This is a genomic window from Mesorhizobium sp. A556 (genome assembly GCF_054489545.1).
Genome location: NZ_JBTMXA010000005.1, coordinates 75,197 through 87,290, shown reverse-complemented (window position 1 = coordinate 87,290; position 12,094 = coordinate 75,197). Strand labels below are relative to the sequence as shown.

The window sequence follows — 12,094 nt, the reverse complement described above, 5'->3', positions numbered from 1 at the left end:
AATGATCGTGGTCGTAGATGAACGCGAGCTGGTAACCGAGGGCTACAACTCACTATTCGACCGCGAGGGGATAGCGTGCGCCGGGTTCGCACCCGGCGACTTCGACGACTGGGTATCGGGCGCGGCGGACGGCGACCTCAAGTCGGTCCGGGCCTTCCTTATCGGAGATTGCCGCGAGAGCACGATTTCGCCGCGCCAGTTGCGCAACCGGACAGGTGCGCCGGTCATCGCGCTCAGCGAGCAGCACTCGCTTGAAAACACCCTTCGCCTGTTTGAATCCGGCGTCGACGACGTCATTCGCAAGCCGGTCCACATCCGCGAAATCCTGGCGCGCATAACCGCCATCCGCCGCCGCGCCCACGAGGACGTGGCCTACACGGAAATCGGCGCGATGCGCATCTTCATGGACGGTCGCGATCCCGAGATCGACGGCCAGCCGCTTCCCCTGCCGCGGCGCGAGCGGCGCATTCTCGAATATCTGGCGGGCAACCGCGGCCGGCGCGTGACCAAGACGCAGGTTTTCAACGCGATCTACGGCATCTTCGACGAGGATGTCGAAGAAAACGTGGTGGAAAGCCACATCAGCAAGCTGCGCAAGAAGCTGCGCGAACGGCTGGGTAGCGACCCCATCGATTCCAAGCGCTTCCTCGGCTATCGGCTGGTTTTCTGATGGCTGCCAATTGCGCCAGCCTCGCGCAAGACAGAAGCGCTAACCTTGTCACCTGCCATGCGGGATACGGGGAAACACTTCAATGAGCCTATATGGAATGATGCGGACCGGCGTGTCCGGCATGAACGCGCAGGCCAACCGCCTGTCCACCACCGCCGACAACATCGCCAACGCCGACACCACCGGCTATAAGCGCGCCTCCACCGAATTCTCCACGCTGGTCATGCCCACGACAGGCGGCGCCTACAATTCCGGCGGTGTTTCCACGACGGTCATGAATTCGATCAGCGCGCAGGGCGTGATGCAATACACGACCTCCGTTTCGGATCTCGCCGTTGACGGCAGCGGTTTCTTCGTGGTCCAGAGCCCAAGCGGCACCCCCTTCCTGACGCGCGCGGGCGCATTCGTTCCAGATGGCGAAGGCAGACTGGTCAACGCTGCCGGCTACCAGCTCATGGCTTACAATTATGAGAACGGAACCCCCGCCGCGACCGTCAACGGCTTCGATGGCCTTGAGCCGGTTATAATCTCCGACAAGGAAATGTCAGCGACGCCCAGCACCGAAGGCTATTACACCGGCAACCTCGCAGCCAATGCCACACCGGTCACCGGCGACCTGCCATCGGCTAACCTTTCCACCAGCGAGTATTCGGCAAAATCGTCGATGGTCGTCTATGACAATCTCGGCAACAAGAAGTTGCTGGACGTGTATTTCACCAAGACGCCCACGGCGGGGCAGTGGGAAGTCACGGTCTTCGACCAGTCGCAGGCCACCCCCGGCACGTCGTTCCCCTATACCGGCGGCGCGCTCGGCACGGCAAACCTTGCCTTCGACGCCACCACCGGCAAGATGATAACTCCGCCTGGCGGTGTTACGGTGCCTGTCCCCGGCGGCGCATCGTTCACCCTCGATCTTTCCAAGATGAGCCAGCTCGGTGCAGGCTTCACCGTGTCCGACGGGGCGGTAAACGGCAGCGCGCCCGGCACCATCGACAAGATCCAGATCAGCAAGGATGGCACCATCTTCGCGCAGTACAAGGACGGTTCCACCAAAGCGCTCTACAAGATACCGCTGGCGGACGTCCAGAGCCCGGACAATCTCACGGTGCTGCCGGGCAACGTCTATTCGCAGGGCACCGATTCCGGCGCCGTTCGCATCGGGTTTGCCAATGAAGGCAAGCAGGGCTCCATCGTTTCCGGCGCGCTGGAAAACTCCAACGTCGATATCGCCGAGGAATTGACCGACATGATCGCGGCACAGCGCAGCTACACCGCCAACTCGAAAGTGTTCCAGACCGGTTCGGACCTCATGGACGTCCTCGTCAACCTGAAGAGATAGAGGAGAAGCCTGAGGCTTCTGAAAGACCCGCATGTCGCTGTCCTCAGCATTGAACATCGCCCAGTCGGCACTTCAAAACACGTCGCGCCAGACCAGCGTTGTCTCCCGCAATGTGGCGGACGCCTCCAATCCGGACTATTCACGCCGTACCGCGACCGTCATCTCCACCGCGCCCGGCGCGCGCTATGTCGATATCCAGCGCGCGACCAACGAACTGCTTTTTCGCCAGAACCTGTCGGCGCTGTCGTCATGGGCGGGCCAGAGCGCACTTTACAACGGCATGGACAGGCTGGACCTGTCGGTCAACGGCGTCGATAACGCCTCGTCGGCGTCGACGGCCATCGGTGCGCTCCAGAATGCGCTGCAGCTCTACTCGACCTCGCCATCCAACCAGAATCTGGGCGCCAACGTCATCGACGCAGCCCGCCAGGTGGTGCGCTCGCTGAACGACGGCACCAACGCGATCCAGGATTTTCGCACGCAGACCGATGGCCAGATCGCCGCGGCCGTGGGCGATTTGAATTCGCTACTCGGCCAGTTTCAGGATGCCAACACGGCAATCGTGTCGGGAACACGCTCCGGCTCCGACGTATCCGACGCGCTGGACCAGCGCGACGCGCTGCTGAAGAAGATCGCCGAATACGTGCCGGTTTCGACCTACACGCGCGGCGGCAACGACATGGTCATCACCACGACCGACGGCACGACGCTGTTCGAGACGATCCCGCGCTCGGTCACGTTCTCGCCCTCGCCCGGCTATGCGGCCGGCATGGCGGGAAGCGCCGTCTATATCGACAATGTCCGCGTTACCGGCGGCACGGGCGGCAACACCGACGCTTCGGGCAAGCTTGCCGGGATGGTGCAGCTGCGTGACGGCGTCGCCGCCACCATGCAGAGCCAGCTCGACGAAATAGCGCGCGGGCTGGTCACGGCCTTTGCGGAGACATCGCCGGGCAATCCCGATCTTGCCGGCCTGTTCACCTGGTCCGGCGGGCCTGCGGTCCCGGCTTCCGGCACGCTGGTCAACGGCCTGGCTGGTTCGATCAAGATCAACGCGGCGATGGACCCTGCCACTGGGGGCGATCCTGCAAAATTGCGCGACGGCGGCGCCAATGGCGCGGCCTATGTCGTCAACACCAGCGGCTCCGCCTACGCGGACCTGCTGATCGCCTATGGCGACCGGCTCGACGAGCCGATGGCTTTCAGCCCGGCAGCCGGCATCACCAGCGATTCCAGCGTGACCGCCTATTCGGCCAATGCCATCGGATGGTTCCAGGGCGTGCGCCAGCAAGCCTCAAGTGCCGCCGATTCCAAGGAAGCGCTGGCCACCCGCTCCGCCGAGGCGCTGTCCAACGACACAGGCGTCAATGTCGACACGGAAATGTCGATGCTGCTCGACCTGGAACACACCTATCAGGCTTCGGCGCGCATTCTCAGCACGGTGAACCAGATGCTGGACTCCCTGCTTCAGGCGGCGGGGTAAGCCATGAAAGCCACCTCCGTCTCATCCTCGGGCATTTCCAACGCGATGCGCTATTCGCAGATGCGCATGCAGGTGGATCTCGTCAAGGCACAGAAGGAAATGGACACCGGCAAGGTGGCCGACGTCGGCCTTGCCTTGGGCAGCCGCACGGCGCAGTCCGTCACCTTTGCCCGCGACCTCGACCGGCTGAACGCAATCGTAGATTCGAACGGACTTGTCGCAGCACGGCTGACGGCCACGCAGGATGCGCTCGATCAGCTTGCCGACAAGGCGCAGACATTGCTTTCCAGCCTTGCCAGCGCCACCTCCGGCGACCTGACCGACAACATCACCCGCGACAGCGGCAAGGCGACGCTGCAGGCGCTGGCATCGATTTTGAACACCAGCATCAACGGCGAATACCTGTTTGCCGGCACCAATACCGACATCAAGCCGATGGGCGATTTCACCGAGGCCGGCTCGCCGGCACAGGCGGCATTCGACAGCGCCTTCGTCGCCCGTTTCGGCTTCAGCCAGAACGATCCGGCGGCGGCAGGCATCAGCGCCGCCGACATGAACGATTTCATCGACAACGACATCCAGCCGCAATTTTTCGGCACCGACTGGCAAAACTGGTCGACCGCCACCGACGAATCGATCGTCAGCCGCATCGCCTTGAACGAGACGACGCAAACCTCGGTCAGCGCCAACAATGACGGTGTGCGCAAGCTGGCCATGGCTGCTTCGCTGGTCACGCAGCTGATGGGAAGCAATGTGAGCGACGACGCCAAGCGGGCGCTTGTCACCCGTTCGCTCTCTCTCGTCGGCGAGGCGTTGAGCAATCTCGACCAGACGCGGTCGCAGACCGGTATCGTCCAGCAGCGGGTGACGGACGCCAACACCCGCATGAGCACCCAGATCGACCTTTTCAACCGCCATATCCTGGATCTGGAAGGCGTCGACCCCTACGAAGCGGCCAACCGCGTCAACGATCTGGTGTCGCATATCCAGACATCGTTCGCTCTCACCGCGCGCATCCAGCAGCTTAGCCTGCTCAACTTCCTCACCCCGTGATCCAGACCCGACGGAACCCGCGATGTACCAATTCTCATACGCCGATATTCAGACCGACTCGGTGGCAGACGCGAAGGATCGCGAGCGGCAGCTCCTCAGCCGTTCCATCGACCTGCTGACGGCGGCGGCGGCAGCGGGCCATCAGTCGATGGAGGCCATCGAGGCCCTGCACTTCACCAACCGCGTCTGGACGAATTTCGTCGAGGATCTTGGCTCGAGCGACAATGCCTTGCCCAAGGAACTGCGCGCCAACCTGATTTCCATCGGCCTGTGGGTGCTGCGCGAGGCCGAGGACATCCGGCAGGGCCGCACCGACAATTTCGAAGGCATCATCGAAGTCTCCCAGATCATCCGGGACGGCATTCAATGAAAAACACGCTGAAACTGTCGCTGAAGCCGAACGAAAAGCTCTATGTCAACGGCGCGGTCATCCGTGTCGACCGCAAGGTGACGCTCGAACTCCTCAACGACGTCCAGTTCCTGCTGGAAAACCATGTGCTGCAGCCGGAACAGGCATCGACGCCGCTCAAGCAGCTTTACTTCATTTTGCAGGTCATGCTGATGAACCCGCAAGGGGCCGTCGACGCGCGTGAAATGGTTCGCCGCTCGCTACCGCTTTTGCTGGTGACCTTCCAGGACGAGCAGGTACGCAGCGCGCTCAAGAACATCGACCGAATGGTCGGCGAAGACAGGATCTATGAGGCGCTGAAGGCGATCCGCGCGCTCTATCCTATCGAACACAGCCTGCTTTCCGGCAGCGAAAATCCGGTTCTGGACGACAACAGGGTTCGGGACGACAATAGCGGTCGCCCGATGGCAGTGGGAGCACGCTGAATATGAACGTGGATATGACGACGACACTTCCCGTGGGCACCAGCCAGGCCGCCCAAAAATCCAAGACGGCGGTTGATTACGACTCCTTCCTGAAACTCCTCATCGCCCAGATGAAGAACCAGGATCCGACACAGCCGATGGATTCCACCCAATACGTTGCCCAGCTCGCTACCTTTTCCCAGGTCGAGCAGACGGTGCAGTCGAATGCCAAGCTCGATCAGATTCTCCAGACCTCGGCATTGGCGCAGGCCGACAGCATCATTGGCCGCTCCATCACTTCCGCCGATGGCGCCACCACCGGCACGGTCGCGGAGGTGCGCCTCGCAAGCTCCGGCCTGATCGCCGTGCTTGGCGATGGCACGGAGGTCGCGGTCGGCCCCGGCATAACGATCAAGCCGGCCAGCTAAAGCATGAACGAAGCCGACGCGCTCGACATCGTCCAGTTTGCGGTGTGGACGGTCCTGACCGCCTCTGCTCCCGTCGTCCTTGTCGCCATGGCCGTGGGCGTCGGCATAGCGCTCATCCAGGCGCTCACCCAGATCCAGGAAATCACGCTGACCTTCGTTCCGAAGATCGTTGCCATCATGCTCGTCGTGGCGCTTACCGGCCCGTTCATCGGCAGCCAGATCTCGGCATTCACCAACGTCATCTTCGAGCGTGTCCAGACCGGATTCTGACGGTCTTTCTCCAAAAGGCAATCGACCTTTGCAAACCGTAGGTTACATTAGAGCGCCGTGCGTCCGATTGGACGCACAAAGGACGCTCTAACATTTTGATTGAGCATCGGAATAATCCGAAAACCGTCGCCACTTTTCGGTCCGATGCTATAACGCCAACGCGATTTGCGCCGCCTGAAAGTCCTGCCGGGGAAGCCGAATGCCGCACGAAAGCGGAACCACGCATGTAATCGACGACGAGCCGGAAAGCGAACGTGTCTCGGCATTGGCCCCCTTCCAGCACGGCATCTTCCGCGCGGTCTGGGGCGCCAGCCTCGTCTCCAATTTCGGCGGCCTCATCCAGGGGGTTGGCGCTGCATGGCTGATGACCACGATCGCCACGTCGCCCTATCAGGTTGCGCTGGTCCAGGCCTCCACCACCTTGCCCATCATGCTGTTCTCGCTGGTTGCCGGCGCCATCGCCGACAGCTTCAACCGGCGCACGGTCATGCTGACCGCACAGTGCTTCATGCTCGTCATTTCGGTCGTCCTGACGGTGTTCGCCTATAATGGCCTACTGACGCCCTGGTCGTTGCTCGCCTTCACCTTCCTGATCGATTCCGGCACCGCCCTCAACAGCCCGTCCTGGCAGGCGTCGGTCGGCGACATCGTGCCGCGCGCCAAGGTGCCGGCGGCCGTGGCCCTCAATTCCCTGGGCTTCAACCTGACACGCAGCGTCGGACCGGCAATCGGCGGCATCATCGTCGCCGCCGCCGGGGCCGCCGCCGCCTTTGCCGCGAATGCCTTCAGCTATATCGCCCTGATCGTCGTGCTGTTTCGCTGGAAGCCGCAATTGCCGGACGCTTCGCTGCCACGCGAAGCATTCGGCGCCGCTATGGCCGCCGGCCTGCGCTACGTCGCCATGTCGCCCAACATCGGCAAGGTGCTGGTGCGGGCATTCGCCTTCGGCTTCACCGCCGGCTCCGTGCTTGCGCTGCTACCGCTGATCGCGCGCGACCTCATCCATGGCGATGCGCTGACCTATGGCATCCTGCTCGGCGCTTTCGGCGTCGGCGCCGTCTGCGGCGCACTCGCCAGCGTTCGGCTGCGCGCGCTGCTTTCCAGCGAAACGATGGTGCGCTGGGCCTTTGCCGGCTTCGCGTTCTGCGCGGTCAACGCGGCCTTCAGCCATCAAGCGTGGCAAACCGCGATCGGCCTGTTCGTCGGCGGCGCCTGCTGGGTGATCGCTCTTTCGCATTTCAACGTAACCGTTCAGATGTCGACGCCGCGCTGGGTGGTGGGCCGCGCGCTGTCGATCTACCAGACCGCCAATTTCGGCGGCATCGCGCTCGGCAGCTGGATCTGGGGCGTCGTCGCCGACGCACATGGCGTCGATGTTTCGCTGATCGCCGCAGGCATCGCCATGCTGGCCGGCGGTGCCATAGGCCTGCTTTTGCCCTTGCCTGAGCATGCCGCGCTCAACCTCGATCCGCTCAACCGCTGGACCGAGCCGATGCTTGCGCTCGATCTCAAGCCGCGCAGCGGCCCCATCGCGATCATGATCGAATATGTCATCAAGGAAGAAGACCTGCCGGAGTTCATCGCGCTGATGGCCGAACGCGGACGCATCCGCCGCCGCGACGGCGCTCGCAACTGGACGCTGGGGCGCGACCTCGGTAATCCCGAACTATGGATGGAAAGCTATCACACACCGACCTGGCTCGATTATATCCGCCACAATACGCGGGCCACGCATGCGGATTCAGCAATTACCGAGCGCATCCGCGCTTTGCACAGCGGCAATGAGCGGCCACGCGTGCGCCGCATGATCGAGCGCCCGACAAGCGCCGACCACGGCCTTGGCGCGGCAAGCGAGCCAAGAAACCGACATTGATATGGGTTTCCCCGCCGGCAAACGGCGGTTCAGTCGCTCTCGCCCGAAAGATCCCGCCGCGCCTTGTCGAGTTCCTCAGCATAGCGCCGCATCAGGTGCCCTTCGGTGAGCAGGCCGACGACGATGCGATCGGTAAAGTCCTTGACCACCGCCAGTTCCTCGGCCCCGGCCCGCTCGAAGGTTTCGGCCGCCGATTGCACGTTCATGGTGGGAACCAGAACCGCGTCCTTGAACTTGGCCAGCGCCAGCACCGGGCTTTCCGCATTTGAAAGGTCGCTGTGCAGTTCGGCGACGATCAGCACGCCGGCATAGCGCTTCTCGCTGTCGATGGCGATGACGCGCTGCGCCGAACCCAGCGGCACCGCCGTGCGAAAGGCAGCCAGCGTCGTCGAGCCGTCTATGGTCTTGACGTCCTTGCGCATCATTTTCTCGACAGTGAGGCTGCGCATCCAGCCGATATCGTTGGCGCCGCGAATGGTTTCGCCGCGCAGATGAAAGCGCCAGGTGGAGAAGGAATACCCGAACGTTTCCCGAACCAGGATAGCCGACATGATCGAAGCCGCCAGCACCACGCCGGTCAGCGTCAGGTCGCGGGTGGATTCCAGCGCCAGGAACGTCATCGTCAACGGCCCGCCGACGACCCCGACCGCCAGCGATGTCATGCCGACGACCGCTGCCACGGACGGATCGATGCCGGTCGCCGGCGACACGAAGGCCATCACGCCCGCAAACATCTTGCCAAGCAGGGCGCCGAGAAAAAGCGAGGCGAAGAACAGGCCGCCGCGAAAGCCGGACCCGAGCGAGATCGATGATGCGGCGAGCTTGAGCAGGAAAACGCTCGTCACCACGGCAAGGCCGTAATTCATGGCGAATTCACGATGCAGCGCGCCATGACCGCTGGACAAGACCTGCGGCGTGACCAGGCCCAGGAGGCCGACCGCGCAGCCGCCGATGAAAGGCCGCAGCGGTCCGCTGATCCTCATTCTGGCGAAGGCCCGTTCGGTCAGGTTTACCAGGCGCATGATGGCAATGGATACGCCGCCGCCCAGCAGCCCCAGCAGGATGAAAGGCAAATACTGGCTGGCGGTAAGCGCCGGCAGGCCCGAAAGCTCGAGCGGAAACGGCACGCCGCCAAACATTTCGGCGGTAAGCGACGCACAGATCGCTGCCGCCATGACCGGAGCGACATTGCCGATCGAGTAAATGCCGATAATCAGTTCGAACCCGTAGAAAGCGCCGGTCAGCGGCGCATCAAACGCGGCCGCGATGGCGCCGGCGGCACCACAGCCGACCAGAATGCGCGTGTCGTTGCGGCGCAGGTTGAAGGTGCGCGCCAGCCGCGACGCCAGCCCCGACCCAACCTGCGTATAGCCCGCCTCCAGCCCGACTGAAGCACCGAAGCCGCTGGAGATCATGGTCTGTAGAGCGATGATCCAGGTGTCGGTAAGCGACATGCGGCCTCCATAGAGCGCGTTGGCCTCGATGGGGTCGACGGGCGTGCCGTATTTCCGCCTTTTAAGATAAACGAACGTCAGCCCGAGCAGGATACCGCCCACCGCCGGCATCAGCGCCTGGATCGGACTTTGCAGCGAAAACATCGCCGACAGGCGTGCGCCGGGCTGCAGGCCGAACAGCAGCCAGTGCAGGCTTTGCACCAACTGGCTCATCGCCGTGACGATGAAGCCTGCCGCCACGCCCACGCCGGCAGCAAGCACGACGACCGCTATGCCGCGCGCCTGCAGCATCGGAATGGACCGGATGAACACGGCGCGAAGGCGACGAGCACGCAGGGCGTATTGGTTTGCTGAAGGCAACATACGGCTCAGGATCGAACAAAAGTTGCGCGCTGATACGCCCGCCGCCAGCGCCTGACAACCGTCTCCCCGCACGCGAGGCGGTTTCCGGCGCGCTGCCTGCCACCCTCGCGCAAGCTTGAACGACTAGTTTCGAACTTGCGGGCCTCTGTCTGATGCCCGGCAAGACGGTTGGGCCGGAGCACAGATGGCAATCAGCGAAAGCATCTCGACGGTTCCGCTGCCCAAGAACGGCCGCGACGTCTTCTTTGCGCTCGGCATCGTCTTCATCCTGGCGGTGCTGTTCCTGCCGATCCCGGCCTTCCTCATCGATATCGGTCTCGCATTTTCCATCGCGCTTTCGGTGCTGATCCTGATGGTGGCCCTGTGGATCCAGCGGCCGCTCGACTTCTCGTCTTTCCCGACCATCCTGCTGATCGCCACGATGCTGAGGCTTTCGCTCAACATCGCCACGACACGCATGATCCTGGCGCATGGCAATGAAGGTACCCATGCCGCCGGCTATGTCATTTCGGGCTTTTCCAAGCTGGTCATGTCGAGCGACTTCGTCATCGGCCTGATCGTCTTCATGATCCTGGTCGTGGTCAACTTCATCGTCATCACCAAGGGCGCGACGCGTATCGCCGAGGTCGGCGCACGCTTCACGCTGGACGCCATTCCGGGCAAGCAGATGTCGATCGACGCGGACCTGTCGGCCGGCATGATCGACGACAAGACCGCCCAACTGCGCCGCCGCGAACTGGAAGAGGAAAGTTCCTTCTTCGGATCGATGGACGGCGCCTCCAAATTCGTGCGCGGCGACGCCATCGCCGGCCTCATCATCACCGCCATCAACATCGTCGGCGGCATCGCCATCGGCTATATCCGCCACGACATGGGCATGGGCGAAGCCGCCGATGTCTTCATCAAGCTTTCCGTCGGCGACGGCCTCGTCACCCAGATCCCGGCGCTCATCGTCTCGCTCGCCGCCGGCCTGCTCGTTTCCAAGGGCGGTACCCGCGGATCGACCAACCAGGCGGTTTTCGGCCAGCTTGGCGCCCATCCGCGCGCCCTCTACGTCGCCGCGTCGATGTTGACGCTGCTTGGCTTGATGCCCGGCCTGCCGATGTTCCCGTTCTTCGCCATGGCAGCGGCCATGGCCGCTCTCGGCTACATCATTCCGCTGCGTGAAAATCGTCGCGTCGCGGAGGCGGACGCCGTCAAGGAGCAGCAGAGCGTCGACAAGGTCGAGGAGGAGAAGAACTCCATCAAGGCGTCACTCGCCACCGCCGAAATCGAGCTTCTGATCGGCAAGCAGTTGTCGACCAAGCTGGTCTCATCGCATCAGGAACTGGCGTTCCGCATGGCCAAGATGCGCAAGAAATTCGCCACCCAATACGGCTTCGTCGTGCCGGAGGTTCGCCTGACCGACGATTTCGCCATCCCGCCGAAGAGCTACCAGATCAAGGTGCACGGCACGGTCGTTGCCGAATACCAGATGCGGGTCGGCGAAATCATGGTCCTGCTGGGCACGCGCGACCTTCCCGACATTCCGGGCGAAGAGGTGCGCGAGCCGGCATTCGGCATGCGCGCCTTCTCGGTGATGGAGACCTTCGCCGAAGATTTGAAGCGCGAGCAATATACCTATGCGGACAACATGTCGGTGCTGCTTACGCATCTGTCGGAAGTCATCCGCAACAACCTGCCGCAGCTCCTGTCCTACAAGGACATGAAGGCACTTCTCGAGCGGCAGGACCCGGAATACCGCAAGCTTGCCGACGAGATTTGCACCACGCACATCTCCTATCCGGGCCTGCAGGCGGTGCTGAAACTGCTGCTGGCCGAGCGCGTCTCGATCCGCAATTTGCATCTCATCATCGAGGCCATCGCCGAAATCGCGCCGCATGTGCGCCGCACCGAGCAGATCGTCGAGCATGTGCGGGTTCGCATGGCCCAGCAGATTTGCGGCGACCTTTCCGAAGGCGGCGTGCTCAAGGTTCTGCGGCTCGGTAACCGCTGGGACCTCGCCTTCCACCAGAGCCTCAAGCGCGACGCCAAGGGCGAGGTGCGCGAATTCGACATCGACCCGCGCCAACTCGAGGAATTCGGCCAGGACGCCACCAAGGCGATCCGCAAATTTCTCGAGGCGGGAGAGCGCTTCGTCCTCGTTACCGCCCCGGATGCGCGGCCCTATGTGCGCATGATCGTGGAACGCCTGTTCACCACGCTGCCCGTGCTCAGCCACGTCGAAATCGCCAAGGGCGTCGAGGTCAGGGTGCTGGGCACCATCTCGTAGGCCACATGAAAATTTTCGAACGTTCGCCCGACCTGCCCCTACCCCCGAACCCTACCCACAAGGGGGAGGGAAATCT

The 12,094-nt window shown here is 62.8% G+C and carries 11 protein-coding genes; 10 read left to right on the top strand and 1 reads right to left on the bottom strand.

Annotated elements, in window-relative coordinates:
- The first annotated feature begins 1 nt into the window (after position 1).
- From ACX3P0_RS12615 to ACX3P0_RS12575, 9 genes are all read left to right on the top strand, one after another.
- Positions 2 to 670: a response regulator transcription factor gene (locus ACX3P0_RS12615; protein ID WP_459077972.1), complete on the top strand. Its 669-nt coding sequence runs from the start codon at positions 2 to 4 to the stop codon at positions 668 to 670.
- A gap of 82 nt (positions 671 to 752) precedes the next feature.
- Positions 753 to 2,009, top strand: coding sequence for a flagellar hook protein FlgE (locus ACX3P0_RS12610; RefSeq protein ID WP_459077971.1), 1,257 nt, complete (start codon positions 753 to 755; stop codon positions 2,007 to 2,009).
- Between the two features lie 31 nt (positions 2,010 to 2,040).
- Entirely contained in the window at positions 2,041 to 3,492 is a 1,452-nt protein-coding gene (gene flgK / locus ACX3P0_RS12605; RefSeq protein ID WP_459088916.1) for a flagellar hook-associated protein FlgK, read from the top strand.
- Between the two features lie 3 nt (positions 3,493 to 3,495).
- On the top strand, positions 3,496 to 4,545 hold the full coding sequence (locus ACX3P0_RS12600; RefSeq protein WP_459077969.1) for a flagellar hook-associated family protein: 1,050 nt from the start codon (positions 3,496 to 3,498) through the stop codon (positions 4,543 to 4,545).
- Between the two features lie 22 nt (positions 4,546 to 4,567).
- Positions 4,568 to 4,915, top strand: a complete 348-nt coding sequence (flaF, locus tag ACX3P0_RS12595; protein WP_459077968.1) for a flagellar biosynthesis regulator FlaF — start codon at positions 4,568 to 4,570, stop codon at positions 4,913 to 4,915.
- The gene (gene flbT / locus ACX3P0_RS12590; RefSeq protein WP_459088914.1) at positions 4,912 to 5,379 is read left to right on the top strand and encodes a flagellar biosynthesis repressor FlbT; all 468 of its coding nucleotides are present in this window, start codon (positions 4,912 to 4,914) and stop codon (positions 5,377 to 5,379) included. Before flaF ends, flbT begins: the two co-directional genes overlap by 4 nt.
- A gap of 2 nt (positions 5,380 to 5,381) precedes the next feature.
- On the top strand, positions 5,382 to 5,786 hold the full coding sequence (gene flgD, locus ACX3P0_RS12585) for a flagellar hook assembly protein FlgD (RefSeq protein WP_459088912.1): 405 nt from the start codon (positions 5,382 to 5,384) through the stop codon (positions 5,784 to 5,786).
- A 3-nt stretch (positions 5,787 to 5,789) separates the two neighbouring features.
- A complete protein-coding gene (fliQ, locus tag ACX3P0_RS12580; RefSeq protein WP_459077965.1) occupies positions 5,790 to 6,056 on the top strand; it encodes a flagellar biosynthesis protein FliQ in 267 nt (88 codons plus the stop codon).
- Between the two features lie 199 nt (positions 6,057 to 6,255).
- A complete protein-coding gene (locus tag ACX3P0_RS12575; RefSeq protein WP_459088910.1) occupies positions 6,256 to 7,929 on the top strand; it encodes an MFS transporter in 1,674 nt (557 codons plus the stop codon).
- A 29-nt stretch (positions 7,930 to 7,958) separates the two neighbouring features.
- Here the strand turns inward: ACX3P0_RS12575 and ACX3P0_RS12570 are convergent, their stop codons facing one another.
- On the bottom strand, positions 7,959 to 9,746 hold the full coding sequence (locus tag ACX3P0_RS12570) for a chloride channel protein (protein WP_459088908.1): 1,788 nt from the start codon (positions 9,744 to 9,746) through the stop codon (positions 7,959 to 7,961).
- A 184-nt stretch (positions 9,747 to 9,930) separates the two neighbouring features.
- Between ACX3P0_RS12570 and flhA the strand changes: the two genes are divergently transcribed.
- Positions 9,931 to 12,018, top strand: coding sequence for a flagellar biosynthesis protein FlhA (gene flhA, locus ACX3P0_RS12565; RefSeq protein ID WP_459088906.1), 2,088 nt, complete (start codon positions 9,931 to 9,933; stop codon positions 12,016 to 12,018).
- The last annotated feature ends 76 nt before the right edge of the window (positions 12,019 to 12,094 follow it).

Excerpts from the sequence above, each read along its gene's own strand:
- ACX3P0_RS12615 (WP_459077972.1), top strand. The coding sequence starts at position 2 with ATGATCGTGGTCGTAGATGAACGCGAGCTGGTAACCGAGGGCTACAAC.
- ACX3P0_RS12610 (WP_459077971.1), top strand. The coding sequence starts at position 753 with ATGAGCCTATATGGAATGATGCGGACCGGCGTGTCCGGCATGAACGCG.
- flgK (WP_459088916.1), top strand. The coding sequence starts at position 2,041 with ATGTCGCTGTCCTCAGCATTGAACATCGCCCAGTCGGCACTTCAAAAC.
- ACX3P0_RS12600 (WP_459077969.1), top strand. The coding sequence starts at position 3,496 with ATGAAAGCCACCTCCGTCTCATCCTCGGGCATTTCCAACGCGATGCGC.
- flaF (WP_459077968.1), top strand. The coding sequence starts at position 4,568 with ATGTACCAATTCTCATACGCCGATATTCAGACCGACTCGGTGGCAGAC.
- flbT (WP_459088914.1), top strand. The coding sequence starts at position 4,912 with ATGAAAAACACGCTGAAACTGTCGCTGAAGCCGAACGAAAAGCTCTAT.
- flgD (WP_459088912.1), top strand. The coding sequence starts at position 5,382 with ATGAACGTGGATATGACGACGACACTTCCCGTGGGCACCAGCCAGGCC.
- fliQ (WP_459077965.1), top strand. The coding sequence starts at position 5,790 with ATGAACGAAGCCGACGCGCTCGACATCGTCCAGTTTGCGGTGTGGACG.
- ACX3P0_RS12575 (WP_459088910.1), top strand. The coding sequence starts at position 6,256 with ATGCCGCACGAAAGCGGAACCACGCATGTAATCGACGACGAGCCGGAA.
- ACX3P0_RS12570 (WP_459088908.1), bottom strand. The coding sequence starts at position 9,746 with ATGTTGCCTTCAGCAAACCAATACGCCCTGCGTGCTCGTCGCCTTCGC.
- flhA (WP_459088906.1), top strand. The coding sequence starts at position 9,931 with ATGGCAATCAGCGAAAGCATCTCGACGGTTCCGCTGCCCAAGAACGGC.